The organism is Aliihoeflea sp. PC F10.4 (genome assembly GCF_054612275.1).
Window position 1 is genome coordinate 4,169,762 of the sequence record NZ_JBTSWH010000001.1, and the last position, 25,451, is coordinate 4,195,212.

A 25,451-nucleotide genomic window follows, 5' to 3' on the forward strand; every position below is an offset into this window, starting at 1 on the left:
GCGCACCGTGAGCGATGCCTACACCTATGTCGACCATTCCTACGACGTCGTCGTCGTGGGTGCCGGCGGTGCCGGCCTTCGCGCCACGCTCGGCATGGCCGAGCAGGGTTTGAAGACGGCCTGTATCACGAAGGTCTTCCCGACGCGCTCGCACACCGTCGCGGCGCAGGGCGGCATCGCCGCCTCGCTGAGAAACATGGGGCCGGATTCGTGGCAGTGGCACCTTTACGACACCGTTAAGGGCTCCGACTGGCTGGGCGACGTCGACGCCATGGAATACCTCGCGCGTGAGGCTCCTGCTGCCGTCTACGAACTCGAACATTACGGCGTTCCGTTCAGCCGCACCGAAGAAGGCAAGATCTATCAGCGCCCCTTCGGCGGACACATGCAGAATTTCGGCGACGGGCCACCCGTCCAGCGCACCTGCGCGGCGGCCGACCGCACCGGCCACGCCATCCTGCACACGCTCTATGGTCAGTCGGTTCGCAACAACGCGCAGTTCTTCATCGAATATTTCGCGCTCGACCTGATCATGACCGACGGGGTTTGCACCGGCGTCGTCGCCTGGAACCTCGACGACGGCACGATCCACCGCTTCGCCGCCAAGATGGTCGTTCTGGCGACGGGCGGCTATGGCCGCGCCTACCAGTCGGCGACCTCGGCCCACACCTGTACCGGTGACGGTGGCGGCATGGTCGCGCGCGCGGGCCTGCCCTTGCAGGACATGGAATTCGTGCAGTTCCATCCGACCGGCATCTACGGCGCGGGCTGCCTCATCACCGAAGGCGCGCGCGGCGAGGGCGGCTATCTCGTCAATTCCGAGGGCGAGCGCTTCATGGAGCGCTACGCGCCGTCGGCCAAGGATCTGGCATCGCGCGACGTCGTCTCGCGCTGCATGACCATGGAAATCCGCGAGGGACGCGGCGTCGGTAAGGAGAAGGACCATATCTACCTTCACCTCGACCATCTTGACCCGGCCGTCCTGCATGAGCGGCTTCCCGGCATCTCGGAAAGCGCCAAGATCTTTGCGGGCGTCGACGTGACGCGCGAGCCGATCCCGGTTCTGCCGACCGTCCATTACAATATGGGCGGTATCCCGACGAATTATTGGGGCGAGGTGCTGAACCCGACCGCCGACAATCCGGATGCCACCGCGCCGGGCCTGATGGCTGTCGGCGAGGCGGGCTGTGCCTCGGTTCACGGCGCGAACCGCCTCGGCTCGAACTCGCTGATCGATCTCGTCGTCTTCGGCCGCGCCGCCGCGATCCGCGCGGCGGAAGTCGTCGACAAGGATGCCAAGGTCCCTGCGCTCAACGTCGCGGCCTGCGATGCGATCATGGAACGGTTCGACCGCATCCGTAACGCCAACGGATCGACGCCGACGGCGAAAATCCGCGACCGGATGCAAAAGGCGATGCAGGAAGACGCCGCCGTCTTCCGTACGCAGGAATCGCTTGAGCAGGGCTGCCAGCGCATCTCCCAGATCTGGGGCGAAATGGCCGACCTCAAGGTTTACGACCGCTCGATGATCTGGAACTCGGACCTCGTCGAGACGCTGGAACTGGAAAACCTGATGGCGAACGCGATCACCACGGTCTATTCGGCCGAGGCGCGCAAGGAAAGCCGCGGCGCGCATGCCCGCGAGGACTTTGCCGATCGCGACGACGCCAACTGGCGCAAGCACACGCTGTCATGGGTCGACGAGGCCGGCAAGGTCCGGCTCGACTATCGCGGCGTCCACACCGAAACGATGCTCGCCGTCGATCAGGGCGGCATCGATCCGGCCAAGATCGCGCCGAAGAAGCGCGTGTACTGAGGAGCGGAAGAATGGTTGAACTGACCCTCCCCAAGAATTCGCAGATCAAGCAGGGCAAGACCTGGCCGAAGCCGGAAGGCGCGACCAATCTGCGCGAATACAAGATCTATCGTTGGTCGCCCGACGACGACGAGAACCCGCGCACCGACACCTATTATGTCGACATGGACGATTGCGGGCCGATGATCCTCGACGGTCTTCTCTGGATCAAGAACAATATCGATCCGACGCTGACGCTGCGCCGTTCCTGCCGTGAGGGCATCTGCGGCTCCTGCGCGATGAATATCGACGGGACGAACACGCTCGCCTGCACCAAGGGTGCGGACGAGATTTCAGGCGCCGTGAAGGTCTATCCGCTGCCGCATATGCCGGTGGTCAAGGACCTCGTGCCGGATCTGACCGTGCCTTACGCGCAATTGTCGTCGATCCAGCCATGGCTTCAGACCGTCTCGCCGGAGCCGGCGAAGGAATGGACGCAAAGCCACGAGGATCGCCAGAAGCTCGACGGGCTTTACGAGTGTATCCTGTGCTTCTGCTGCCAGACGTCGTGCCCGTCCTACTGGTGGAACGGTGAGCGCTATCTCGGCCCCGCCGTCCTGCTGCAGGCTTATCGCTGGCTGATCGACTCCAGAGACGAGGCGACCGGCGAGCGGCTCGACAATCTCGAAGACCCGTTCCGGCTTTATCGCTGCCACACGATCATGAACTGTACGCAGGCATGCCCGAAGGGGTTGAACCCCGCCAAGGCGATTGCTGAAATCAAGAAGATGATGGTGGAGCGTCGGGTCTGACCTTCGTTCATGATCGCTTCCTGATTGCCTGTCCTCGGGCTTCGCCCTGCGGGCAGGCGGCAATGAACTGCACGCAGGCATGCTCGAAGGGGTTGAATCCCGCCAAGGCGATCGCTGAAATCAAGAAGATGATGGTGGAGCGTCGCGTCTGACCTTCGTTCATGATCGCTTCCTGGTTGCCTGTCCTCGGGCTTCGCCCTGCGGGCAGGCGGCAATGAACTGTACGCAGGCATGCCAGAAGGGGCTGAACCCCGCCAAGGCGATTGCTGAAATCAAGAAGATGATGGTGGAGCGTCGGGTCTGAAACAAAAGGGACAACGCGATGGCGCTGAAGGGGCCGATTGCGGAGCATTTCGAGCGTCAGGCCGATGCGTGCGAACGGCTCGGCTCGCCCTTTACCGCGCGCCTTTGCAGGCTGCTCGTTAACATTCTCGATGAGACGACACGTGTGGGCAGTCGCGTTACGCGATGGCCCGGCGATGCTCGTGCCGACGCTTTGGCGCTTCGTCTGTGCGGCGGGCTGCACCGTCTGGTCCTGGAAGGGGCGGACGGCGGACTGATCGCCGCCTATCCGCCGCATGACGTCAGCGACGGCGAATTGGTTCGCGTCGTGGGCGCCGCCCTTTCCCGTCACGATGCCACCTTGTGTACCGCACTCGATTCGCCGCCACAAACGAACGAGATCGCACGGTCGGCGATGCTTTTGCCGGGATTCCTGAGTATTGCCAGAGAAGCGGGCATGCCACTCAGCCTTGCCGAAATCGGTTCCAGTGCGGGACTGAACCTTTTGTTCGACCGCTTTTACTATCGATACGGTGAGGCCGAGTGGGGCGATGCGTCCTCCAGCGTGCACTTGGTCCCGCAGATACGCGCCAGCGTGCCGCCGCTTGTCGGCGACCTTGCCATCGTAGCCCGAGCGGGATGCGACATTGCGCCGATCGATGCAGGTCGCCCCGAGGATCGGAAACGGCTGCGTTCCTATATCTGGCCCGATCAGCCCGAGCGATTGGCGCGTCTCGATGGTGCGCTCGCCATCGCTGCCGAAATGTCATTCTCGCTCAAGCGCGCTGACGCCGCCGACTTCGTACGCGACAAATTCGCCGGGCAGTCAAGCGGCGCGTGCCGCGTCCTGTTTCATTCGATCATGTGGCAATATCTGCCCGAAGCGATACGCGACGACATCCAGAGCGCGATGAATGACGCCGGTGCGCGTGCGTCACAGGACGCGCCTGTGGCCTGGCTTCGCATGGAGCCCATCGACACGCGCGATGCGTTCGCGACACTCTCGCTTACGATGTGGCCGGGCGGCGGGACGCGGCAACTGGCGCGCTGCGACTATCATGGCCGATGGATCGAATGGCTGGTTTGAGTCGCGGTCGCGAAGCGTTGATTTGAAACTTGCGCGGCAAGGCGTACGTTTCTCCGGAACAAACGGAGTTCGTTCGATGATCCGCGCCGCTTCAATCGCCATTCTTGTTTCTTTCGCCGCCATGCCCGCTTTCGCGCAGGACACTCAACGCGCGATTTTCGCGGGCGGGTGCTTCTGGTCCGTCGAATCCGACTTCGACAAGGTGCCGGGCGTCGTATCGACCATTTCCGGATATATCGGCGGCGACCGACAAAATCCGACCTATGAGAACCATGAAGGGTTCCACGAGGCGGTCGAGATCACGTTCGACCCGGCGCAGGTGAGCTACGACCAACTCGTCACGAGCTTCTTCCGCTCCATCGACCCGACCGACCCGGACGGTCAGTTCTGCGATCGCGGCTACTCTTATACGACAGCGGTCTACGCAGTGGACGATGCCCAACTCGCATCTGCGCAGGCCGCGAAGGACGCTGCGCAGGACGTGCTTGGCGAGGCTAAGGTGGTGACGGAGGTGCTGCCTGCGCCGCAATTCTGGCCCGCCGAGGAGTATCACCAGAACTTCGCGGCGAAGAACGCACTGCGTTACATGAGCTACCGCCGCGCCTGCCAGCGCGACGCGCGCGTCAAGCAGGTGTGGGGCGCGGCCGCGATGTACGGCATTCCCGAACACTCATAAGGCAAATCCGGCCGGCGTCGCATCGCGCGATCTTCCGGCCGGTTCCCCTAAGGATCATCGGTTGCCGGCGGACAGGCGCTCCTCAGCGAGCGCCTGCGCGACTGCGTCCGTCGGACGGCCGGTGGCTTCGGCCCGCGCGAAGATATCGCCAAGCGTGGCCGGTATGGTTTCGACGAGCTTCATCGCACGGGCGCGGTCGTAGCCGCCGGGCAGGAGTTCGCTGGCCACGTTGATCAGGCCGCCGGAGTTGATGACATAGTCCGGCGCGTAAAGAATGCCGCGATCGGCAAGACGCTGTGCGTCTGAGGCCTCGGCAAGCTGGTTGTTAGCCGCGCCCGCAATCACCTTCGCCCTGATCACATCGATCATATCGCTATGAATGACGCCGCCGAGCGCGCAGGGGGCGAAAACATCGACATCGGCGCGTGTGATCTCGTCGGAACCCGTGACTTCCGCATCGAAATCGTTGCGCGCTGCCGCAACCCGCGCGGGATCGATATCCGCAACGACGAGCTTTGCCCCTGCTTCGTGCAATTCCTCGCACAGACGGCGACCGACCGATCCCAGACCCTGAACGGCCACCTTGAGGCCAGCAAGATCGGTGCGACCCAGACGATGCGCGACCGAGGCCTTCAGGCCGAGAAAGACGCCGTGTGCGGTGACGGGCGAGGGATTTTCCGAGCCGCCCAGCGTCGTGCCGGTAACGTTCGGTGTGCGCGCACGCAGGAAATCCGCGTCTGCGAGCGTCAGGCCCACATCCTCGCCCGTGTAATAGTCGCCGTCGAGGACGCTCAGCATCTCGGCATAGGCTTCGAGAAGTTCAGGCGTCTTGTCGGTCTTCGCGTTGGCCATGATGACGGCCTTGCCGCCGCCAAAGGGCATGCCTGCGATGGCGGATTTGTAGGTCATGCCATGCGACAGGCGCAACGCGTCGGTGATCGCCGCTTCAAGGCTGTCATGCTTCCACACGCGCGTGCCGCCAAGGGCGGGGCCAAGGCGCGTATCGTGGATCGCGACGATCGCGATCAGCCCGCGGGTCTCGTCGCGGCCGAGCACGACACGCTCATGCCCGTCAAAGCCGGGCAAAAGCTTGGCGTCTTCGGTGATGTCAGTGATTTCAAGGGTCGTCTGCGCGTGCTGTGCGGCAGGCTTCAAGGCGTGCAACATGGCGTTTTCCTCCCGTCCGTTGCGTGTGCAACATCATAGGGTGGATCGGCCGATCTTTGGTTGCGAAGACGCAAGGAAACCGGTCATTCCCTTGCGTCAAAATCGATGCGGGCGTCAGGAAATTTCCTGCGCGCGTCCTTCGCGCAGGTCCTTATTCCCGGCTGTCTGCGTCAGGCCAGTTTCGCGTCGAGCGAAACCTTGATCGCGCCGAGCGCCTTGGAGACAGGGCAACCTTCCTTGGCTTTTTCGGCGAGTTCCTTGAACTTCGCCTCGTCGATGCCGGGCACGTTACCGGTCAACTGGATGGCGCTTTCGGTGATTTCGAAGCCACCGCCTTCCGCCGGTCCGTAGGTGACGACCGCCTTGGCATCGAGCTTTTCGGCCGGCGTGCCGTTTTCGGCAAGGAAATGCGAAAGCTGCATGGCGAAGCAGCCGGCATGCGCGGCGGCGATCAGTTCCTCGGGATTGGTGCCGGACTTGCCGCTTTCGTCCTGAAAGCGTCCCTTGAAGGAATAGGGCTGCTTGGAAAAGGCGCCGCTCTGGGTGTCGAGCGTGCCCGATCCGTCCTGAAGCGCCCCTTGCCAGATCGCCGTTGCATGTCTGTTCATGTCAGTCTCCTCGGGTTGGACTTTCGAGGGTGAAACTAGCGCCCGCCGCCTCGTGTTCCAGACTCTATTGGCAAACGTCGATCCATTCGGCGCTTGTCAGGGCAACGAGGCGTTCGATGGGCAGGCGCACGGCGGCGTTTGTCGCGCCGGCTGCCGGCACGACGTCGTCGAACTTTTTCAGCGACACGTCGCAATAGATCGGAAGGGGTGCTGGAAGGCCGAACGGACAGACCCCGCCGACCGGATGAGAGGTGGTCGCGACGACATCCTCCGCCGCCAGCATGCGCGCCTTACCGCCGAAGCGGTCCTTGAACTTACGGTTATCGAGCCGCGACAGGCCCGACGCGACGATCAGCATGGTTTCGTCGCCGACACGCAGGCAGATCGTCTTGGCAATCTGGTCCGGTTCGACGCCATGCGCCTCGGCGGCCAGCGTCACGGTGGCGGAACTCTGTTCGGTTTCGATGACGTGTATGTCGGGGGCGTTCTCGGCGAAAAACGCGCGTACGGATTCAAGGCTCATTGAAAGTCCAGCCGGTTCAGACGATTTAAAGCGCCTCGCCGCGCAGGAGGCGTGGGGCGGACGGCGAAAGGCCGGAGGCCTGGCGGATGAAGAAGTCCTTCAGGCGCGGCATGCGCTCGACAAGGCCAAGGCCGATATCGCGCACCGCGCGAACCGGCGCGAGGTCGTTGGAAAAGAGCCGGTTGAGGACGTCCGTCGTCACGCCCATCTGCACCGTGTCAAAGCGACGCCAGCGCTCGTAGCGCTCAAGAATGTCGAGCGTGCCGATATCCTGGCCAAGCCGGTCGGCCTCGACGATGGTTTCGGCAAGAGCGGCGGCGTCCTTGAAGCCCAGATTGAGGCCCTGGCCCGCGATCGGATGGATGCCGTGCGCAGCGTCTCCGACCAGCGCGAAGCGCGGCTTGACGAAATCGCGCGCGAGCGTCAGGCCGAGCGGCCATGCGCGGGGTTTGCCCTCGACGCGGATTTCACCGAGTTGGAGGCCGAAGCGCTGCTCCAGTTCGTGCTCGAAGACGATGATGTCCGATGCGACGAGGCGTTCGGCATCGCGCGTGCTTTCAGTCCACACGATCGACGAGCGGTTGTTGCCGTCGCTATCAGGCGCAAGCGGCAAGGTGGCGAAGGGACCGGCCGGCAGGAAGTGCTCTTCGGCGCGGCCATTGTGTGGGCGCTCGTGATGGACGGTGCACACGATGCCGGACTGGCCGTAATCCCAGTCGACCGTCCTGATGCCGGCCATGTCGCGCAGGCGCGACTTGACGCCATCGGCGGCGACCAGAAGCTTCGCCTCGACGGAGGAGCCGTCGGCGAAAGAAACGCGCGTTGCGGCAGGCAGCATCTCGAAGGCGGAGACGGCAAGCCCCTCGCGCAATTCCACGCCAAGCTCGCCCGCCCGGCGGCGCAGCGCGCCGTTCAGGTCCTTGTTGGCGACCATATGGGCAAAGGCTTCGCCGGGGCCGACCTCGCCGTCGAAAGTGAGGAAGACCGGGCGGACGGGATCGGACGTGCGCGAATCGGTCACCACCATTTCCGTCATCGCCTGTGCGCCGGGCGCGATTTCGGTCCAGCAACCCAGTTGATCGAGCATGCGCGTCGCCGCCGCCGCGATGGCCGAGGCGCGTGTGTCGCGCTGCCAGACCCCCTCAGGCGCCGCGTCGACGATCAGGACGGAAAGGTTCGGCCGCGCGGCCTTGATCGAGACGGCGGTTGCAAGGCCGACGTAGCCTGCGCCGGCGATGACGATATCGAAGGCGGGCACGATATCAGGGAGGGCGTCATTTCTGGTTTGCGCCATCGAGGTGGCCTTTCCGCACGAATTCTTGACTTCGCGGTTCGATCCTGATGAACCGAACCCATACTGGATGTCGGCATTTGCCGGGGGATTTCAACATGACGACGGCAATGCACGAGCTTTTGTCCATACTCGACCTCGAACGGCTCGAACACAACCTTTATCGGGGTCGCAGCCCGCAGGCGGGCTGGCAGCGCGTCTTCGGCGGGCAGGTCATCGGCCAGGCGCTCGTCGCCGCGCAGCGTACGGTGGCGGCCGACCGCTTCGTTCATTCGCTGCATTGCTACTTCATGCGGCCGGGCGATCCCTCGGTGCCGATTATCTACGAGGTCGACCGCATTCGCGACGGCGGGTCGTTCACCACGCGACGGGTCATCGCGATCCAGCACGGCCATGCGATCTTCTCGCTGGAAGCCTCTTTCCAGGTCGAGGAGCCGGGTCTGGAGCATCAGATCGACAATACGCTCGACGTGCCGGAGCCCGAAGCGCTCAAGTCGCAGACCGAGCTTCTGGAAATGATGGGCGAAGACGTGCCCGAGGCGATCCGCAAGTTCTGGGCGCGGGAGCGACCGCTGGAGATCAAGCCGGTGGTTCTGGAGCACTACACGACCCGCAAGAAGCTTGCGCCGCAGCAGCATGTGTGGGTGCGGACGACCGGCGAGGTGCCGGACGACCGCGCGCTGCAGGCGGCGATTCTCGCCTATCTTTCGGACATGACGCTGCTCGACACCTCAACCTTCGCGCATGGCCGCAATGGTTTCGATCCAGAAATCCAGATGGCGAGCCTCGATCACGCGATGTGGTTTCACAGGCCGCACAAGCTCGACGACTGGCTGCTCTATACGATGGACAGCCCCAATTCCATCGGCGCGCGCGGTCTGTCGCGCGGATTTCTTTATGGACGGGATGGCCGCCTTATCGCTTCGGTGGCGCAGGAAGGGCTTATCCGCCTGAAGACAAAGCGCGAAAAATAGGCATTTCGGCGTTTTTCGCAGGTAATTGCTTATTTATAAGGCAATGACGGCTGATGAAAAAGCCGTCATTGCCTTTTTTGCGCCGCGTTTCGCGGGCGCGGCCAAACTGGCACGGCTCTTGATTCCCTAGACGTGATCGCCTGCGAGCAACGGCCGCGGCGGTTGTCACGCAGCAGCGGGATTCCGCGCAGGGGAAAGGGCGAAAGCTTATGAAAATCGTGATGGCTATCATCAAGCCGTTCAAGCTCGACGAGGTGCGCGAAGCGCTCACCGCCGTCGGCATCCAGGGACTTACCGTCACCGAAGTGAAGGGCTACGGGCGCCAGAAGGGCCACACCGAAATCTATCGTGGCGCCGAATACGCCGTGTCCTTCCTGCCGAAGATCAAGGTCGAAATCGCCGTCGGCGCGGAACTCGTCGACAAGGCCGTCGAGGCCATCGCATCGGCCGCCAAGACCGGCCAGATCGGTGACGGAAAGATCTTCGTCTACGGCATCGACCAGGCGCTGCGCATCCGCACCGGCGAAACCGACACCGACGCGCTCTAAGACGCCGTTCTCAGGAGACCAGAAATGAAGACCATGAATTTTTCCGCAATCGCTCGCCCGGCGCTGGGGGCGCTGGCGCTGGCAGCGTTCGCAGCCATGCCTGCCGGCGCGCAGGAAGCCGCCGAAGGGGCGGCCGAGGCCGTCGCCGGTGAAGCTGCCCAGCACACCCAGTTCATCTTGAACTCGCTCCTGATGCTCATCGGCGGCATTCTGGTGTTCTGGATGGCCGCGGGCTTCTCGATGCTCGAAGCCGGCTTCGTGCGCACCAAGAACGTGTCGATGCAGCTCTTGAAGAACATCGCCATGTATTCGCTGGCGTGCTTCGCCTATTATCTCATCGGCTACATGATCATGTATCCGGGCGACGCCTGGATGGTCAACGGCGTGCTCGGCGCGATCGGCATCGCGGTTCTCGAGCCTGTCGGCGTCGGCCCCGATGGCGTCGACCTGACCTATGCGACGGTTTCGGCCGACTTCTTCTTCCAGATCATGTTCTGCGCCACCGCTGCCTCGATCGTCTCGGGCACGGTCGCGGAGCGCATCAAGCTTTGGCCGTTCCTCGTCTTCGTCTTCTTCCTGACGGCGCTGATCTACCCGATCCAGGCTTCCTGGAAGTGGGGCGGCGGTTTCCTCGACGAAGCCGGTTTCCTCGACTTCGCCGGTTCGACGGTCGTTCACTCGGTCGGCGGCTGGGCTGCGCTCACCGGCGCGATTATCCTCGGTGCACGCAAGGGCAAGTACAACGCCGACGGCACGGTCAACGTCATGCCCGGCTCCAACATGCCGCTCGCCGTCCTCGGCATGTTCATCTTGTGGATGGGTTGGTACGGCTTCAACGGCGCTTCGCAGCTTGCCATGGGCACCGTCGGTGACATCGCCGATGTCGGCCGCGTCATGGCCAACACCAATGCCGGCGCGATCGGCGGCGCACTTGCCGCTGCGATCCTCACGCAGGTCATGTACAAGAAAGTCGACCTGACCTTCGTCATCAACGGCGCACTTGCCGGTCTCGTTTCCGTCACGGCCGAGCCGCTGACGCCGGGCCTCGGCACGGCAACGCTGATCGGTGCCATAGGCGGCGTGATCGTCGTGTTCTCGGTGCCGCTCCTCGACAAGTTCAAGATCGACGACGTCGTCGGCGCGATCCCGGTCCACCTTCTGGCTGGCATCTGGGGCACGATCGCTGTCGTCTTCACGAACCCGGACGCAAGCATCGTCACGCAGCTTTACGCGATCGTCGTGGTCGGTGCGTTCGTCATCGTAACCAGCGCGGTGGTGTGGCTCGTGGTCAAGGCCGTCATGGGCCTGCGTCCGACCGAAGAAGAGGAATATCTTGGCCTCGACAAAGTGGAAGTGGGCGTCGAAGCCTATCCGGAATTCCCGGGCGCCAACATCCGCTGATATCCAATCCCGTCGCAGCATCCCGAAACGGGTGCTGCAACCTTGAGGCCCGGCATTGCCGGGCCTCTTTTTATGGGTCAGCCGCGTTCGAGCTTGGCGGCGATCGCGGTCAGATGGTCGGCGAATTGCGGGTCTTCCCCGATGAGAAGGTTTGGCAAGAGGTCGCGGAAGTCGTCGCGTGCGCACCATTCGCGCATCAGGTCTTCCCAGCTTTTCCAGTAGCGCTTCTGGCGCGCATTCATGCGCGACCGGTAGGTCAGGACGTAGGTGCGTTCGAAGAAGGAGACGAGCACCGAATAGATCGCGCGCACGCGCTCAGCCTGTTCGGGCGAAAGGTCAGGCGTACGGTTCGCACTCAAGAGCCGCAGGTCGGGATGTTCGAGCGCCAGTTTCAGGAAATCCGTATAGCCGTCGGCCAGCGTCTGCTGGATTTCCGCCTCTTCGTTCTGGCGTTCCTTGCGCTGCTCCATGGTGAAGATCACGATCGCGACGGGCAGGCCGATCACCGTGACGACGTAGCTCAGCAATTCCCAGGTCTGGATCGAGGTCAGGTTCATGGCTTTTCCTGCTACGCCGGCACGCGACGACAATCGCCGATTGGCCCACTTTTATCGGGCTATTGTGACTTGTCTCCGAATATCCGCTCTGAGACTTTGTTGGCATGTTTTCAAGAGAGGGTACGCAAATGAAGTTCGTTTCCATAGGCGCCGTTGCGACGGCATTGCTGGTGTCCGCCTCGTCCGCCGCCCTGGCTTCGTCGCTTTCCGATGAGAACCGAACGCAGCTTGCCGATCATATCGCCGGCTATGAAACGCGCATGAACGAAGTTGCAGACGCGATCTGGGCAACGCCGGAACTCGGCTATCTCGAAACGGAAACGACGGCGCTTTTGATCGGCGAACTCGAGGGCAACGGATTTCGCATCGAGCGCGAGGTCGGCGGTATCCCGACCGCCTTTATCGCGACGGCCGGGTCTGACGAAGGACCGGTGATCGCCATCCTCGCCGAGATGGATGCGCTGCCGGGCTTTTCGCAAGCGGCCGCGCCGCATCAGGAAGACGTCGAGGGCATCGAAAGCGGGCACGCATGCGGTCATCATCTGTTCGGAGCAGGCTCCGCTGCTGCAGCTATTGCGGTGGCGAAATGGCTTGAAGAGAACGGTGTCGAGGGTCAGGTGCGGCTTTATGGAACGCCCGCCGAGGAGGGCGGTTCGGGCAAGGTCTACATGGTGCGCGAGGGCCTGTTCGACGATGTCGACGTCGTGCTCCACTGGCATCCATCCAGCCAGAACTCGGCGGGGCAGGGTCGTTCGCTCGCCAATGTCAGCGCGAAAATCCGCTTCCACGGCGAATCGGCGCACGCTGCGATGTATCCCGAGCGTGGCCGTTCGGCTCTCGACGGCGTGGAGGCCATGCATCACATGATCAATATGATGCGCGAGCACGTGCCGCAGGAGACGCGCATTCACTACGTCGTTTCCAATGGCGGTGCCGCGCCTAACGTCGTTCCAGACTTTGCCGAAAGCTATCTCTACGTCCGCCATCCCGATCCGGCTGTTGTTGCGGACGTGTTCGCGCGCATCGAGAAGGCGGCCGAAGGTGCGGCGCTCGGTACGGGCACCGAATATGAAGTCGAGCGGATGAGCGGTGTCTATTCCGTGCTGCCGAACGATACGCTCGGCCGGATCATGGACGCCAATCTGCGCAGTGCCGAAGCGATCGAATGGGGCGATGAGGAGACGGCATTTGCTACCCAGCTACAGACGACTTTGCGCGCGCAGCCACCGCTGACGACGGTCGGCGAAGTTCAGGACTACAGCTTCGGCGATCAGGGCTTTTATTCGACCGATGTGGGTGATGTCAGCTGGGCTACCCCCACCGTCGGCCTCGGTACGGCGACCTGGGTGCCCGGCACCGCAACCCATAGCTGGCAAGCGGTCGCCGCGGGCGGCATGTCCATCGGCCACAAGGGCACGCGTCTTGCGGCAGAGACTTTGGCGTTGACGGCGGCAGAACTCCTCCAGTCTCCGGAGCTGATCGAAAAGGCCAAGGCCGAATTCGAAGATGCGCGCGGTGCCGACTTTTCCTACTCCGCACTGCTCGGCGATCGCGAAGCACCGCTCGACTACCGCGTGTCGGACTGACGATATTCGCACGCCGCTTTACGTGGCGTGCGTTCCCGACTGTCGAGAATCCCGATCGCGAGTGCGTTTTCGTGGTTAATGCCGTCTTAACCCGCACCTTGTAGCGTGATGCGAATCTGGCCGGTTTACCGGCGCGACGGGCATACGGGGTAAGGCATGCGTTCGCAGTCTCATGCGCTCAGCTTGAACGAGGGCGACGACGGTTTCACGGGCTTCCTGCGTCGGCAGGTGCGAAAGCTTGCGGGCACGGCGATCCTCGTCGTCGTCGCTGCGATCGTGGCCGCACTGGCGACATGGAACGTCGCCGACCCGTCTTTCAGCCATGCGACCGACAACCCCGTCACCAATGCAGCCGGGTATCCGGGCGCGGTCGTCTCCGACATATTGATGCAGTTCTTCGGCCTCGGTTCGGTGATCGTCCTGATCCCGGCGATCGTGTGGGCGATCGGGCTTGTGCTTGGACGACGCATCCTCCAGCCGGGCAAGCGTGGCCTCGCCTGGTTCGGCGCTGCCGCCCTCGGCGCAGGCATCATCGGCTGCGTCGAGGCGCCTCCGACATGGCCGCTGCCCTCCGGCCTCGGCGGTGTATTCGGGGACATCGTGCTGGCACTGCCGGGCCGATTCATCGGGGCCTATCCGAGCGGGATGGCCGGTTTCGTCACTGCCGCGCTGCTTTTCGTTCCGGCGGGCGCGCTGCTTTACGTCGCCTGCAACGCGCTCGGCACGCTGCCCGCGGAGCGCAAGAAGACCGCGCGCAAGGCAGCCGTTGCCGAAGAGGTCGAGGACGACGATTACGACGACGACTATGAAGACGAGGACGGCGAGGGCCGGCGCTTCGCGGCCATCGGTGCCGTGGCGCATATGTGGCTTTCTGCGCACGCGTTCCTGAAGCGCAACGGCGCTCTGCCGACGATGTCGCGCCGTCGCCGCGACGACGACGAATTCGACGGGCTCGACGAGTTGGCGCGTCGCCCGGCCGGGCGCGTGGAGCCGGGCTTCGAGGCGATGGGGGGAACGCGCCGTCGGTCGCGCCGCCATTCGACGAGGACGATATCGGCCTTTCGGAAGACGATCTCGACCTCGATGCCCCGGTTCCAAGCCCGCAGGAAATCGCTGCCCGCCGCGCTCAGGCGGGCGCCGCTCGTGCCGCTGCGCCGCGCACCGTACAGCGCGCCGCCCAGCCGATGGCGCGGCGCGGGGATGGCGGCTTCGAGATGCCGGATATCGAATTTTTGTCCGAGCCGCGCGCGCTGCAGCGCGACGCTTCGCTCTCGCAGGACGCTTTGACGCAGAACGCGCGTATCCTCGAAGGGGTGCTGGAAGATTTCGGCGTCAAGGGCGAGATCATCCAAGTCCGCCCCGGCCCGGTCGTAACGCTCTACGAACTGGAGCCGGCTCCCGGCATCAAGTCCTCCCGCGTTATCGGCCTTGCCGACGACATCGCGCGCTCCATGAGCGCGATCGCCGCGCGTGTCGCCGTCGTTCCCGGTCGCAACGCGATCGGCATCGAACTGCCCAATGCGCGGCGCGAAACGGTCTATCTGCGCGAGCTTCTCGCCAGCCAGGATTTCGGCACGACAAAGGCGAAGCTCGCGCTGGCGCTTGGCAAGTCGATCAATGGCGACGCCGTCATCGTCGACATCGCCAAGATGCCGCACGTCCTCGTCGCCGGCACGACCGGCTCGGGCAAGTCGGTCGCCATCAACACCATGATCCTGTCGCTTCTCTACCGGATGACGCCGGACGAATGCCGCCTGATCATGATCGACCCGAAGATGCTGGAACTGTCCGTTTATGACGGCATTCCGCACCTTTTGACGCCGGTCGTCACCGATCCGAAAAAGGCCGTCGTCGCGCTCAAATGGACCGTGCGCGAGATGGAGGATCGCTACCGCAAGATGTCGAAAGTGGGCGTTCGCAACATCGACGGCTTCAATCAGCGCGTCGCCAATGCCGAGAAGAAGGGCGAGCAGATCAGCCGCACCGTCCAGACCGGCTTCGACCGCGAGACGGGCGAGGCGATCTACGAGACCGAAACGCTCGAAATGGAGCGCATGCCCTATATCGTCGTCATCATCGACGAGATGGCCGACCTGATGATGGTTGCGGGCAAGGACATCGAAGGGGCTGTGCAGCGTCTCGCGCAGATGGCTCGCGCGGCCGGCATTCACGTCATCATGGCCACGCAGCGTCCGTCGGTCGACGTCATCACCGGTACGATCAAGGCGAATTTCCCGACCCGCATGTCCTTCCAAGTCACGTCGAAGATCGATAGCCGCACGATCCTTGGCGAACAGGGCGCCGAGCAGCTTCTGGGCATGGGCGACATGCTCTACATGGCCGGCGGCGGGCGTATCCAGCGTGTCCACGGGCCGTTCGTTTCCGACGACGAGGTCGAGAAGGTCGTCGCGCATCTGAAGCTTCAGGGCGTGCCTGAATATCTCGATTCCATCACCGAGGACGACGGCGAGGATGAAGATGGCGGCGCATCGGGCAAGGGCGGCTCGTCCGGCAACAGCAATCTCGACGATTCGGACGATCCTTACGATCAGGCCGTCGCGGTCGTCCTGCGCGACGGCAAGGCGTCCACCTCCTATATCCAGCGCCGGCTCGGCATCGGCTACAACCGCGCCGCCTCGATCATCGAAAAGATGGAGCAGGAAGGCATCGTCGGCCCGGCGAACCATGCGGGCAAGCGCGAGATTCTCGTGCCGACCGAGGAAGAAACATATTGATGCTGCGCGGGTGGGTGGCTTGCGACAAATTTGCTCGCCGACCAGCCCAACTAAAGCCCTACTGACGCGTTACGCATTCGGTCGAGGGCAACACCTGAACTTGCGAGACTGATGACGATGGTAAAACCGACCTTTCCGGGCCTTTCCAAGACGCGGCGCGGCTTTCTGGCATTCGGCGCGGCGGCGATGGTGGCGGCAACCGCGCTTTCGCCCGCCTTCGTGACGCCAGCGAGCGCGCAGGCGGCGGCAGGCGAGGCGCAGCAGATCGCCGACCATTTCGCCAGCGTGAAGACGATGATGGGCGATTTCGTCCAGTTCGGGCCGAATGGCGACCAGACCGGTGGCAAATTCTACATCGAGCGGCCCGGCAAGGTACGGTTCAACTACGAGCAGCCGTCGACCTTCCGCGTGACGTCGGACGGACAATCCGTCGTCCTCGAAAACACGCGCATGAACACGGCCGACCTTTATTCGCTGTCGTCTACACCGCTGAAGCTGCTTCTCGACGAGCGCATCGACCTTTCGGGCAATAAGGTGCAGAGCGTGGAGCAGGAATCGGATGCGACCACCATCAAGTTGCAGGATCGCTCGGTGTTCGGCAATTCGACCATCACGATGATGTTCGATCCGCAGAACTTCGAACTGAAGCAATGGACCATCACCGATGCGCAGGGTCGCGACACGACCGTGATGATCTACAATGTGCAGTCGGGCGTGACGTTCGATCCGTCCGTCTTCGCGATCAACTATCAGCGCATCAACGAGATCGCCACGCGACGGGACAACCAGCGCTAGGCCAGTCTAACTGTGGACGAGCGGCGGTTTTCGCCGCAACAAGGGCGAAAGACTTGAGTTGACGGGATGCGGCTGGCAGGGTCCGGCCGCATCCTTTCTTCTTTCCGGTCCCGTTCGCTCCCATGCCTTTTTCCGTCGCCACCTGGAACATCAATTCCGTTCGCCTGCGCATGCCGCTGGTCGAACAGTTTCTCAGCGCTAACCAGCCGGACGTCCTGTGTTTGCAGGAGACCAAGTGCCCGGATGACATGTTCCCGCTGAAGCCGCTCAGGAAACTCGGCTACGAGCATATCGAGATCAGCGGTCAAAAGGGGTATCACGGTGTCGCGACGGTCTCGAAGCGGCCGCTGGAACTCGTCGAGAAGCGCGATTTCTGCACCAAGGGGGACTGCCGGCATCTTTCCGTCAACGTATCGGCCGGCGGCAAGCGCATCCTCCTGCACAATTTCTACGTGCCGGCTGGCGGCGACGAGCCGGACCCGGAGATCAATCCGAAGTTCCGTCACAAGCTCGATTTCGTCGCGGAGATGCATCACGTTGCGGCGACGAGCGGCGACGACAACGCCTCGATCCTCGTCGGCGACCTCAACATCGCGCCGCTCGAAACCGATGTGTGGTCGCACCGGCAATTGCTGAAAGTCGTCAGCCACACGCCGATCGAGACGGAAAGTTTCGAGGCGATGCGCAAGGCGGGTAATTGGGTGGATCTGATGCGCCAGGCGATCCCACCCGATGAAAAGCTCTTCACATGGTGGAGCTATCGCTCCAAGGACTGGTTGGCGTCGAACCGCGGACGAAGGCTCGACCATGTCTGGTCGTCGCAGAATCTCTCGCCCCATCTGACCGGCATGGATGTTCTGACTGACGCGCGCGGCTGGGAACGCCCCTCCGACCATGTGCCGGTGATCGCGCGGTTCGATCTGGACTGAGAGGTTCCTTCTCCCACAGGGAGAGAAGGGAAGTCGCCTTCAATGGCGGAAATGGCGCATTCCGGTGAAGACCATCGCGATGCCGTGTTCGTCGGCTGCCGCGATGACCTCGTCGTCGCGCATCGAGCCGCCCGGCTGAATAACCGCCGTCGCGCCTGCCTCGATCGCCGCGACCAGACCGTCGGCGAAGGGGAAGAAGGCGTCAGAGGCGACAACGGAGCCCTTCGTCTTCGGCTCGGCAAAGCCCGCCGCCTGTGCGGCATCCTCGGCCTTGCGAACGGCGATGCGCGAGGAATCGACGCGGCTCATCTGGCCCGCCCCGATGCCGACCGTCGCGCCGTCGCGGGCATAGACGATGGCGTTGGACTTCACATGCTTGGCGACGCGGAAGGCGAAGCGCAGATCGGCCATCTCCGCATCTGTCGGCGCGCGCTTCGTGACGACCTTCAAATCCAGATCGTCGACGACGCCGTTGTCGCGGCTCTGGACCAGCATGCCGCCGGCTACCGACTTGAACGCCAGACCGCCCGCGCGCGGATCGGGCAGCCCGCCGGTGACGAGCAGGCGCAAATTCTTCTTCGCCGCGACGAGCGCGATCGCGTCGTCCGAGGCTTGCGGCGCGATGATGACCTCGGTGAACGTCTTGACGATCTCCTCGGCCGCATCGGCGTCGAGCAGGCCGTTCAGCGCCACGATGCCGCCGAATGCCGAGACCGGATCGCATTCGAGTGCCTTTAGATAGGCGTCCTTGAGGGAGACGCCGGTGCCGACGCCGCACGGATTTGCGTGCTTGATGATCGCGACCGCCGCACCCGCATTCGGGTCGAATTCGCCAACGAGTTCGAACGCCGCATCGGTGTCGTTGATGTTGTTGTAGGAGAGCTGCTTGCCCTGCACCTGTTTCGCCGTCGCGACGCCGGGTCGCTGGTCGCCATTGACGTAGAACGCCGCCTTCTGGTGCGGGTTCTCGCCATAGCGCATCTCGGCCGAAAGGCGACCGCCGAAGGCGCGCGAGGCGGGTGCGTCGAGGTGAAGCGTCTCGGCGAACCAGCCCGAGATCGCCGCGTCGTATGCGGCGGTGCGCGCATAGGCTTTGGCGGCAAGTTCCTGGCGGAAGCGATAGTCGGTCTCGCCTTCGTTCGCCTTCAGGATTTCGACGAAGCGCGGATAGTCCGCCGGGTCCGTCACAACCGCCACATAGGCATGGTTCTTGGCCGATGCGCGAACCATGGCCGGGCCGCCGATATCGATGTTCTCGACAGTCGCGGCATAGTCGCCGCCCGCGCGCCGCACCTCCTCGAAGGGGTAGAGGTTGATGATCGCGATGTCGATCGGGCCGATGCCATGCGCTTCCATCGCCTCGCGATGCTCCGCATCGTCGCGGATGGCGAGAAGACCGCCATGGACGGATGGGTGCAGCGTCTTGACGCGCCCGTCCATGATCTCGGGAAAGCCGGTGATGTCGGATACGTCGCGAACCTTCAGGCCCGCATCCGCGATCGCTTTCGAGGTGCCGCCCGTCGAGACGAGTTCGATGCCGAGCGCCACGAGTTCGCGGGCAAGGTCCACGAGGCCAGTCTTGTCGGAAACCGACAGGAGCGCGCGGGTGGCGCGCACACGATCGGGGGCGGGAATGTTCTTCGACGCGACGGCCATGGCGGGGTATCCTTCGGGCAAGCGGGAGATGGCTTCGCCTACCGGGTGCGCGGGCCGGAATCAACCGCGAAGGGTCAGCTTCCCGCCTTTTCGATGCGCGTGAAGCGCCAGGCGACTTCCGGCAGCACCGAAGGGTCGATCTCGACGACGAGCTGGCGCGAACGGCGCGGCCCGCCGATCGACGCGAAGAACATCGATTCCTCGACGATAGGCGCGACACCCTCGACTTCCACGGTCCAGATGTCGGTGTCGTTACCCTTGAGGACAAGCTGGCCGCGCTCGTTCCGGAAGACGCCGATATCGGGATGCAGATGAAAGCGGATCTGCGCCGTCATCCCGGGGGCGGGACGGGCCATGCCATCCTTGTGCGAATAAAAGCGGTCGGTGCCCTCGAAGATATCGCCGTTTCCGGCGAGCATCAGTTCACGCTCGTGGATGAGGCCGAAGCGCGCCAGATAGCCGTCATGGCTGGCCGAGACGCCATGCACGCCGGGGCTGTCGAACCGCTTGCAGCGCACTTTGCGGATCGGACCGATCAGCGGCGAGCCGACCATGGCGCGCAGACGATTGGGCAAGGTGAAACGCGCGGAGGACGTGTCGTTGACGGTCGCGGTCGAATGGGCGGCCGTGGAGCGCGAAAGCAGCCGGAAATCGTCCGCGCCGTAAGAGTCGACGCCGCAATTGACGATGAAGTGATGCCGTCCCGACGACATCTCGAAGGACAGGCAGCCGGCCTGCGCCTCGTGGCTTACATCGGGCGGCGGCGGCTCGCCCGTATCGGCTATGATCGTGGTGCCGCCGAGCGCCAGCCGGTCGTAGCCGCCATGCGAGGCATGCAGGATCGGCGCGCCGCCGGTGTCGTCGTGATGGAGGATCGCAGCGACGCGGTCGTGGCTCGTCGCGCCCATGCCGTTGAAACGGGCGAGCACGCCGTCCTGATGACGGAAGAAGCGCAAGGCGGGAAGCATCCGCTCGATCGCGCCGATCAGCGCGTCGGGCGGCGCCTCGCCCTGATTGAAATAGGTCTGGCGCAACGGCAAAAGGTCGGCAAGAAGCTCGAGCCCCGCACCCGGATTGCGCGATATGTGAATGCCGTCCGGCAGGATCTGCCGTTCGAGTTCAAGCGCGAGCGCCTTGGAGACCGCATGCAGACGCGCAGGCGAAGAGGGTAGCGACAGCGTGGCGAAGACGATGGCGATGCGCGCGCGCACCCGCTCCTCGCCATCGGGCATTTCGCCGGCGACCGCGCGCAGATAGCGCATCTGCACGGCAAGCGACTTCAGGAAGGCGCGATAGGCGGCCATATCGGCGCCGGCCAGCACGATCGGGGAATGCTGAAGCCACGAAATCAGCCGGCGCGCGACAATGTCCGGTGACCAGGCAGGCGCGGAAATCCGGCGGCCGTGGATCGATATCCATTCCGATACGAGCGCGCGGGCATTGCCGGCGGCAAGCGTCGTTTCGGCCGCGCGCATGTGGCGCAGCCAGCGAAAGCTGTGCAGCGCCTCCTGCCAGGCCAAAGGCGCGCGTTCGACGCGGAACGGCGAGGTGCCGCCCGTTTCAACGACGGAGCCGGCGAGCGGGAAGCGTCCACGGTAGAATTCCTGCGCGGTCGCGCCGTCGGCCAGCCTCAAATCGGGCGGGGCTATCAGGATGCGTTCGGGCGTCTTGCCGGAAAAGCGCCAGCGGTAAAGGGGCCCCGAACGCAGGCGTCTGCGGGCGCGGCGCCATGCCTCGCTCGCCACGAAGCCCCACAATTGGGGATCGTAGTTCCACGCCATTGCCAAAACCCCGGCCTCCCGATCGCACTCACGCGCTGCCCACCGCATGGGAAACGGGCGCGATGCCCCGACGCAACCGATCCATGCTCATCCAATGCGCGGAATCATAGCTGATTCAAACGCTTGTGCGAAGATCAAATGCGTTTCAAATTGAAACGGTCATGCCGTGACCTTGAGGCGCGTGGCGTAAAATCCGTCAAGCCCGGCCAATACGGGTTGATCATCCGGCAGACCGGCCGGCGTGGTGCGGACAGCGCCGAACCCGTCAAGAAACGCGTCGGCGAAGGGAAATTCGCCCGGCTGGATCGGGTCGCGCTGCAGGCGCCCGTTTTCCGCGACGGCGCGTTCAACCATTTCCTCGCCTTCGGACGGATCGAGCGAACAGTTGCAAAACAGGATCATGCCGCCCGGCTTCACCAGCGTTGAGGCATGATCGAGCATGCGCCTCTGGAGGGCTGCGAGGCGGTCGATGTCGTCCGGCGACTTGGTCCACGGGACGTCGGGGTGACGGCGCACCGTTCCGGTCGAGGAGCATGGCGCATCGAGAAGCACCGCGTCGTAAAGTTCGGACGGGCGATGTTCGAACAAATCTTCAACGACGATGTCAACGGACAGCTTCAGCCGGTCCAGATTTGTGGCGAGGCGCTTTGCGCGATTGGGCACTTTCTCGATCGCGGTCACGCGTGCGTCCGCTGCCGCAAGCTGCGCCGTCTTGCCACCCGGTGCGGCGCACAGATCGCCAACGCGTTTGCCCGCGATGTCGCCCATCAGGCGCGCGGGAAGCGCGGCCGCGGCGTCCTGTACCCACCATTCGCCGTCTTCGAAGCCGGGAAGGGTCGAAACCGGGCCATCGACGGAAGGCAGGCGCACCGAGCCGGTCGGCAGGACGACGCCGCCGAGCCTCTCCGCCCAGCCTTGCGCATCGGATTTGACGGTCAGGTCGATCGCCGCTTCGAAACGGTGCATGTCGAGGATGCGGCGGGCATGCTCGTCGCCATAGGCCGCAACAAGGCTTTTGGCGAACCAGTCGGGCGCTTCCACCGTCTTCGCAAGGGCGGCGGGCAGCGCACGCTCCTTGCGTCGTCCGATCTCGCGCAGGATGGCGTTCACCAGATTGGCGAAACGGCGCGTTCTCGGATCGGCCTTGGCGTGGCTGACAGCGAGGTCCACCGCCGCGCTGTCGGGAATATCGAGGAACAGCATCTGCGCCGCGCCAACATGAAGGATGTGGGACAGCGCGGTTGCATTGGCGGGAAGCGGCCGGTCGAGCCGCGCAGCAATCAGTGCCTCGATGGTCCGACGGTGGCGCAATGCGGTGGTCAGGATGGCGCGCACCAGCCCCCGGTCGCGCGGATCGAGCGCACGATATTGCGGATGACCGTGTTCGCCGTCCGTCAGGCCGTCGAGCGGCGTTTTCGCATCGATGACGGCGGACAGAAGCCGGACGGCCGTGCGCCGGGCGGCGAGGCCTGGCGCGTCGTCTTCGGTTTTGTTCAAGTCCGGTTTCGTTCGCGGCTGCCTGTTCGGCGCGCTCACGACCACGGGCCTTTCGGGCCGGTCGGATTGTTCGACCATGGACCGTCATTGCCCGAACTCGGGCGGCGCGCAGCCGCCTGCGGCGCGAATTCGCCCTGCATCTTCATCAGCGCTGCGATGCGGTTTTGCGTGGCGGGGTGGGTGGAGAACAGATTGTCCATCTTCTCGCCGGAGAGCGGATTGATGATGAACATATGCGCGGTTGCCGGATTGCGCTCGGCCTCGTCGTTGCGAATACGCGGGGCGGCGGACGAAATCTTGCCAAGCGCGGAGGCGAGCCATTCGGGATTGCCGCAGATTTCCGCGCCACGCCGGTCGGCCGAATATTCGCGCGTGCGGCTGATCGCCATCTGCACCAGCATAGCGGCAAACGGCGCGACGATCATGGCGATGAGAACGCCGATGATGCCGAGCGGATTGTTGTTGTTGCCGCGAAAGAAGAGGGCGAAATTCGCGAGCATGGAGATGGCACCGGCGATGGTCGCCGTGAGCGTCATGATCAGCGTGTCGCGGTTCTGCACATGGGCAAGTTCGTGCGCCATGACACCGGCGACCTCTTCATAGGTCAAACGGTCGAGCAGGCCCGTTGTGGCGGCGACGGCAGCGTTCTGCGGGTTGCGACCGGTGGCAAATGCGTTCGGCTGGTCCTCGCGGATCAGATAGACCTTCGGCATCGGAAGGCCGGCCCGCTGCGCCAGATCGCGCACCATGCCGTAATATTCGGGTGCCGAACGCTCGTCGACTTCGACGGCGTTGTGCATGCGCAGCACCATCTTGTCCGAATTCCAGTAGCTGAAGAGGTTCATGCCCGCCGCGACGACGAATGCGATCATCATGCCGCCGGCCCCGCCCAGGAGATAGCCTACGCCCATGAATAGCGCCGTCATGAAAGCCAGAAGCATGGCGGTGCGCATGATGTTCATCGAATGGTGATCCTCTTCAACTCGAAGCTTCGCAGCACGGGCTGCACGCCCTATATGATGGGCATATCGCCCCGTTCTTTCAATATTCATACCATCGAGACGATGTCCGACCATCACGACGATCCAATCCCCGCCGAACCGCCACGCACCTTGAGCGACGCAGCGCGCCGCGCGCTTGAAGAAGCCGAGGCGCGCCGCCGTCTCTATGACGACGTCGAAGCCGAACGCCCAACCGAAAAAGGCGGGCGCGGCGGGCGCGATCCCGCCCGCTACGGCGACTGGGAAGTGAAAGGCCGCGCCAGCGACTTTTGACGTTGCGTCATCTGCGCTGTCGAAATGTGACCCAATGTAAAGGAACGTAGCATCGCATCGCGAGTTAGACGGTCGAACGCTGTCTTGAAAGGGTTGTGCCATGCTGATTCGCCTTGGTTACGAAATCGAGCTGGACTGCCCGCAGCCCACGCCCATGGTCCTGTCGCTCGACCTTCACCCGGATCGCCGCGCTGACATACGCTGGCAAAGCGGCGTGACGTCGCGGCCGATGCTGCCGATGCGCACCTATATGGACCAGTTCGGCAATCGCTGCCGCCGTGTGGTCGCGCCGCAAGGCGAGCTGATCGTCCGCTACGACGCAGTCGTGGAAGATGGCGGTATGCCAGATCCGGTTCTGGACGGTGCAGACGAAGTGCCGGTCGACGACCTGCCACCCGAAACGCTGATATATCTCCTTGGCAGCCGCTACTGCGAAACCGACCATTTGAGCGCGACGGCCTGGCGGCTCTTCGGCGATATGAAACCGGGCTGGTCGCGCGTTCAGGCGATCTGCGATTTCGTCCATGATCGCGTTTCGTTCGGATATGGCTATGCGCGTTCGAGCCGGTCGGCCAGCCAGGCCTTCGAGGAACGGGTCGGCGTCTGCCGCGATTTCGCGCATCTGGCGATCACGCTTTGCCGCGCGCTCAACATCCCGGCCCGCTACGCTACCGGCTATCTCGGCGACATCAACGTGACTGCCGATTCAGCCCCGATGGATTTTTCGGCCTGGTTTGAAGTCTATCTGGAAGGCGGGTGGCACACATTCGACGCGCGCCACAACGTACCGCGCACAGGTCGTGTCGTCGTCGCACGCGGGCGCGATGCGACCGACGTGCCGATCCTCCATACGTTCGGCCCGCACAGACTGACGAAATTCGAGGTCTGGAGCTACGAGCAAAAGGACGAGCCGATGGCCGCCGATCTGCGCCGGGCGCCCCGCCCCGCCGAAGGGACTCTTAGCCTCTCGGCCTGACGGCTCTTGCCAAACATCGCAAAATAGGAATAAATGCCGTAATGGCATTTATTCCTATTTTTTTCTTGCTGGTTATGATGGGCACTGTCGCAGCGGCGGACATGCCCGGACCCGTGCGAGCGACAGTTGTGCGGGTTATCGATGGCGACACTGTCGAGGCGGACGCGCATGTTTGGCCCGGACACACCGTACGCGTTTCGGTGAGACTGCGCGGCATCGATGCGCCGGAACTGCGTTCGCGGTGCGACGAAGAGCGTAGGATGGCTGAACGCGCCCGCGCGCATCTGTCGGCGCTGCTTGGGTCCGGCGCGGTCAATGTCCGCAACATCGCGCGCGACAAGTTCTACGGCCGGGTGGTGGCCGATCTGGAAACGGATGAAGGTGACGCCGTAGCACCGCTTCTGCTCGCGGCCGACCTTGCGCGTCCCTATGAGGGCGGCAAACGCACCGCATGGTGCGGCGATCCGAATTGAGACAGTGAGGACGTTCCGATTTGAGACG

Annotated in this window: 22 protein-coding genes and 3 pseudogenes; 16 read left to right on the top strand and 9 right to left on the bottom strand. The window is 63.6% G+C overall.

Annotated elements, in window-relative coordinates:
• Window positions 1-7 precede the first annotated feature (7 nt).
• The 6 genes and pseudogenes from sdhA (at window position 8) to msrA (ending at window position 4,652) form a co-directional block, all read left to right on the top strand.
• Complete coding sequence (gene sdhA, locus ACX82Z_RS20995) at window positions 8-1,816, top strand: succinate dehydrogenase flavoprotein subunit (protein ID WP_459911923.1); 1,809 nt, start codon at window positions 8-10, stop codon at window positions 1,814-1,816.
• 11 nt (window positions 1,817-1,827) lie between these two features.
• Window positions 1,828-2,607: a succinate dehydrogenase iron-sulfur subunit gene (locus tag ACX82Z_RS21000; protein WP_459591031.1), complete on the top strand. Its 780-nt coding sequence runs from the start codon at window positions 1,828-1,830 to the stop codon at window positions 2,605-2,607.
• Between the two features lie 62 nt (window positions 2,608-2,669).
• Window positions 2,670-2,759, top strand: a pseudogene (locus ACX82Z_RS21005) (succinate dehydrogenase iron-sulfur subunit); the annotation flags it as partial.
• A 56-nt stretch (window positions 2,760-2,815) separates the two neighbouring features.
• A pseudogene (locus tag ACX82Z_RS21010) lies at window positions 2,816-2,911 on the top strand (succinate dehydrogenase iron-sulfur subunit); the annotation flags it as partial.
• Between the two features lie 18 nt (window positions 2,912-2,929).
• The gene (locus tag ACX82Z_RS21015; RefSeq protein WP_459591032.1) at window positions 2,930-3,976 is read left to right on the top strand and encodes a DUF2332 domain-containing protein; all 1,047 of its coding nucleotides are present in this window, start codon (window positions 2,930-2,932) and stop codon (window positions 3,974-3,976) included.
• 76 nt (window positions 3,977-4,052) lie between these two features.
• Window positions 4,053-4,652 carry a peptide-methionine (S)-S-oxide reductase MsrA gene (gene msrA / locus ACX82Z_RS21020; RefSeq protein WP_459591033.1) on the top strand — a complete coding sequence of 200 codons (600 nt, stop codon included), beginning with the start codon at window positions 4,053-4,055 and terminating at the stop codon, window positions 4,650-4,652.
• A 54-nt stretch (window positions 4,653-4,706) separates the two neighbouring features.
• Here msrA and ACX82Z_RS21025 read toward each other — a convergent pair whose 3' ends face one another.
• From ACX82Z_RS21025 to ACX82Z_RS21040, 4 genes are all read right to left on the bottom strand, one after another.
• On the bottom strand, window positions 4,707-5,819 hold the full coding sequence (locus tag ACX82Z_RS21025; protein ID WP_459591034.1) for a Glu/Leu/Phe/Val dehydrogenase family protein: 1,113 nt from the start codon (window positions 5,817-5,819) through the stop codon (window positions 4,707-4,709).
• Between the two features lie 170 nt (window positions 5,820-5,989).
• Window positions 5,990-6,427, bottom strand: coding sequence for an OsmC family protein (locus ACX82Z_RS21030; protein WP_459591035.1), 438 nt, complete (start codon window positions 6,425-6,427; stop codon window positions 5,990-5,992).
• A 64-nt stretch (window positions 6,428-6,491) separates the two neighbouring features.
• The gene (locus ACX82Z_RS21035) at window positions 6,492-6,950 is read right to left on the bottom strand and encodes a YbaK/EbsC family protein (protein ID WP_459591036.1); all 459 of its coding nucleotides are present in this window, start codon (window positions 6,948-6,950) and stop codon (window positions 6,492-6,494) included.
• Window positions 6,951-6,975: 25 nt separating this feature from the next.
• Window positions 6,976-8,244 carry a ubiquinone biosynthesis hydroxylase gene (locus tag ACX82Z_RS21040; RefSeq protein ID WP_459591037.1) on the bottom strand — a complete coding sequence of 423 codons (1,269 nt, stop codon included), beginning with the start codon at window positions 8,242-8,244 and terminating at the stop codon, window positions 6,976-6,978.
• A 95-nt stretch (window positions 8,245-8,339) separates the two neighbouring features.
• On the opposite strand from ACX82Z_RS21040, the gene tesB reads away from it, so the two are divergent.
• From tesB to ACX82Z_RS21055, 3 genes are all read left to right on the top strand, one after another.
• On the top strand, window positions 8,340-9,215 hold the full coding sequence (tesB, locus tag ACX82Z_RS21045) for an acyl-CoA thioesterase II (protein WP_459591038.1): 876 nt from the start codon (window positions 8,340-8,342) through the stop codon (window positions 9,213-9,215).
• Window positions 9,216-9,424: 209 nt separating this feature from the next.
• A complete protein-coding gene (locus ACX82Z_RS21050; RefSeq protein WP_252912000.1) occupies window positions 9,425-9,763 on the top strand; it encodes a P-II family nitrogen regulator in 339 nt (112 codons plus the stop codon).
• Window positions 9,764-9,796: 33 nt separating this feature from the next.
• Complete coding sequence (locus tag ACX82Z_RS21055) at window positions 9,797-11,164, top strand: ammonium transporter family protein (protein WP_459911925.1); 1,368 nt, start codon at window positions 9,797-9,799, stop codon at window positions 11,162-11,164.
• Between the two features lie 77 nt (window positions 11,165-11,241).
• On the opposite strand, the gene ACX82Z_RS21060 is transcribed toward ACX82Z_RS21055, so the two are convergent.
• The gene (locus ACX82Z_RS21060) at window positions 11,242-11,721 is read right to left on the bottom strand and encodes a hypothetical protein (RefSeq protein ID WP_459591039.1); all 480 of its coding nucleotides are present in this window, start codon (window positions 11,719-11,721) and stop codon (window positions 11,242-11,244) included.
• 128 nt (window positions 11,722-11,849) lie between these two features.
• Here ACX82Z_RS21060 and ACX82Z_RS21065 point away from each other — a divergent pair, with 128 nt between their 5' ends.
• From ACX82Z_RS21065 to ACX82Z_RS21080, 4 genes and pseudogenes are all read left to right on the top strand, one after another.
• Window positions 11,850-13,307 (top strand): amidohydrolase, encoded by a 1,458-nt coding sequence (locus ACX82Z_RS21065; protein ID WP_459591040.1) that lies wholly within the window; start codon window positions 11,850-11,852, stop codon window positions 13,305-13,307.
• 156 nt (window positions 13,308-13,463) lie between these two features.
• A pseudogene (locus ACX82Z_RS21070) lies at window positions 13,464-16,042 on the top strand (FtsK/SpoIIIE family DNA translocase).
• Between the two features lie 111 nt (window positions 16,043-16,153).
• Complete coding sequence (locus tag ACX82Z_RS21075; protein ID WP_459591041.1) at window positions 16,154-16,837, top strand: outer-membrane lipoprotein carrier protein LolA; 684 nt, start codon at window positions 16,154-16,156, stop codon at window positions 16,835-16,837.
• A gap of 122 nt (window positions 16,838-16,959) precedes the next feature.
• Window positions 16,960-17,766 (top strand): exodeoxyribonuclease III, encoded by an 807-nt coding sequence (locus ACX82Z_RS21080; protein ID WP_459591042.1) that lies wholly within the window; start codon window positions 16,960-16,962, stop codon window positions 17,764-17,766.
• Window positions 17,767-17,805: 39 nt separating this feature from the next.
• Here the strand turns inward: ACX82Z_RS21080 and purH are convergent, their stop codons facing one another.
• The 4 genes from purH to htpX form a co-directional block, all read right to left on the bottom strand.
• On the bottom strand, window positions 17,806-19,422 hold the full coding sequence (gene purH, locus ACX82Z_RS21085) for a bifunctional phosphoribosylaminoimidazolecarboxamide formyltransferase/IMP cyclohydrolase (protein ID WP_459591043.1): 1,617 nt from the start codon (window positions 19,420-19,422) through the stop codon (window positions 17,806-17,808).
• Between the two features lie 74 nt (window positions 19,423-19,496).
• Complete coding sequence (locus ACX82Z_RS21090; protein ID WP_459591044.1) at window positions 19,497-21,203, bottom strand: heparinase II/III family protein; 1,707 nt, start codon at window positions 21,201-21,203, stop codon at window positions 19,497-19,499.
• A 159-nt stretch (window positions 21,204-21,362) separates the two neighbouring features.
• Window positions 21,363-22,778, bottom strand: coding sequence for an RsmB/NOP family class I SAM-dependent RNA methyltransferase (locus ACX82Z_RS21095; protein ID WP_459591045.1), 1,416 nt, complete (start codon window positions 22,776-22,778; stop codon window positions 21,363-21,365).
• Window positions 22,736-23,662, bottom strand: a complete 927-nt coding sequence (gene htpX / locus ACX82Z_RS21100; RefSeq protein ID WP_459591046.1) for a zinc metalloprotease HtpX — start codon at window positions 23,660-23,662, stop codon at window positions 22,736-22,738. The genes ACX82Z_RS21095 and htpX overlap by 43 nt, the downstream gene beginning before the upstream one ends.
• 54 nt (window positions 23,663-23,716) lie before the next feature.
• Here htpX and ACX82Z_RS21105 point away from each other — a divergent pair, with 54 nt between their 5' ends.
• The 3 genes from ACX82Z_RS21105 (at window position 23,717) to ACX82Z_RS21115 (ending at window position 25,423) form a co-directional block, all read left to right on the top strand.
• The gene (locus ACX82Z_RS21105; RefSeq protein WP_459911927.1) at window positions 23,717-23,974 is read left to right on the top strand and encodes a DUF1674 domain-containing protein; all 258 of its coding nucleotides are present in this window, start codon (window positions 23,717-23,719) and stop codon (window positions 23,972-23,974) included.
• Between the two features lie 100 nt (window positions 23,975-24,074).
• On the top strand, window positions 24,075-24,950 hold the full coding sequence (locus tag ACX82Z_RS21110) for a transglutaminase-like domain-containing protein (RefSeq protein WP_459591047.1): 876 nt from the start codon (window positions 24,075-24,077) through the stop codon (window positions 24,948-24,950).
• Window positions 24,951-25,051: 101 nt separating this feature from the next.
• On the top strand, window positions 25,052-25,423 hold the full coding sequence (locus tag ACX82Z_RS21115) for a thermonuclease family protein (protein WP_459591048.1): 372 nt from the start codon (window positions 25,052-25,054) through the stop codon (window positions 25,421-25,423).
• The last annotated feature ends 28 nt before the right edge of the window (window positions 25,424-25,451 follow it).

What these genes read in the sequence shown, in the direction of transcription:
- ACX82Z_RS21000 (WP_459591031.1), top strand. Translation starts at nt 1,828, where the DNA reads ATGGTTGAACTGACCCTCCCCAAGAATTCGCAGATCAAGCAGGGCAAG.
- ACX82Z_RS21015 (WP_459591032.1), top strand. Translation starts at nt 2,930, where the DNA reads ATGGCGCTGAAGGGGCCGATTGCGGAGCATTTCGAGCGTCAGGCCGAT.
- msrA (WP_459591033.1), top strand. Translation starts at nt 4,053, where the DNA reads ATGATCCGCGCCGCTTCAATCGCCATTCTTGTTTCTTTCGCCGCCATG.
- ACX82Z_RS21025 (WP_459591034.1), bottom strand. Translation starts at nt 5,819, where the DNA reads ATGTTGCACGCCTTGAAGCCTGCCGCACAGCACGCGCAGACGACCCTT.
- ACX82Z_RS21030 (WP_459591035.1), bottom strand. Translation starts at nt 6,427, where the DNA reads ATGAACAGACATGCAACGGCGATCTGGCAAGGGGCGCTTCAGGACGGA.
- ACX82Z_RS21035 (WP_459591036.1), bottom strand. Translation starts at nt 6,950, where the DNA reads ATGAGCCTTGAATCCGTACGCGCGTTTTTCGCCGAGAACGCCCCCGAC.
- ACX82Z_RS21040 (WP_459591037.1), bottom strand. Translation starts at nt 8,244, where the DNA reads ATGGCGCAAACCAGAAATGACGCCCTCCCTGATATCGTGCCCGCCTTC.
- tesB (WP_459591038.1), top strand. Translation starts at nt 8,340, where the DNA reads ATGACGACGGCAATGCACGAGCTTTTGTCCATACTCGACCTCGAACGG.
- ACX82Z_RS21050 (WP_252912000.1), top strand. Translation starts at nt 9,425, where the DNA reads ATGAAAATCGTGATGGCTATCATCAAGCCGTTCAAGCTCGACGAGGTG.
- ACX82Z_RS21055 (WP_459911925.1), top strand. Translation starts at nt 9,797, where the DNA reads ATGAATTTTTCCGCAATCGCTCGCCCGGCGCTGGGGGCGCTGGCGCTG.
- ACX82Z_RS21060 (WP_459591039.1), bottom strand. Translation starts at nt 11,721, where the DNA reads ATGAACCTGACCTCGATCCAGACCTGGGAATTGCTGAGCTACGTCGTC.
- ACX82Z_RS21065 (WP_459591040.1), top strand. Translation starts at nt 11,850, where the DNA reads ATGAAGTTCGTTTCCATAGGCGCCGTTGCGACGGCATTGCTGGTGTCC.
- ACX82Z_RS21075 (WP_459591041.1), top strand. Translation starts at nt 16,154, where the DNA reads ATGACGATGGTAAAACCGACCTTTCCGGGCCTTTCCAAGACGCGGCGC.
- ACX82Z_RS21080 (WP_459591042.1), top strand. Translation starts at nt 16,960, where the DNA reads ATGCCTTTTTCCGTCGCCACCTGGAACATCAATTCCGTTCGCCTGCGC.
- purH (WP_459591043.1), bottom strand. Translation starts at nt 19,422, where the DNA reads ATGGCCGTCGCGTCGAAGAACATTCCCGCCCCCGATCGTGTGCGCGCC.
- ACX82Z_RS21090 (WP_459591044.1), bottom strand. Translation starts at nt 21,203, where the DNA reads ATGGCGTGGAACTACGATCCCCAATTGTGGGGCTTCGTGGCGAGCGAG.
- ACX82Z_RS21095 (WP_459591045.1), bottom strand. Translation starts at nt 22,778, where the DNA reads ATGGTCGAACAATCCGACCGGCCCGAAAGGCCCGTGGTCGTGAGCGCG.
- htpX (WP_459591046.1), bottom strand. Translation starts at nt 23,662, where the DNA reads ATGAACATCATGCGCACCGCCATGCTTCTGGCTTTCATGACGGCGCTA.
- ACX82Z_RS21105 (WP_459911927.1), top strand. Translation starts at nt 23,717, where the DNA reads ATGATGGGCATATCGCCCCGTTCTTTCAATATTCATACCATCGAGACG.
- ACX82Z_RS21110 (WP_459591047.1), top strand. Translation starts at nt 24,075, where the DNA reads ATGCTGATTCGCCTTGGTTACGAAATCGAGCTGGACTGCCCGCAGCCC.
- ACX82Z_RS21115 (WP_459591048.1), top strand. Translation starts at nt 25,052, where the DNA reads ATGCCCGGACCCGTGCGAGCGACAGTTGTGCGGGTTATCGATGGCGAC.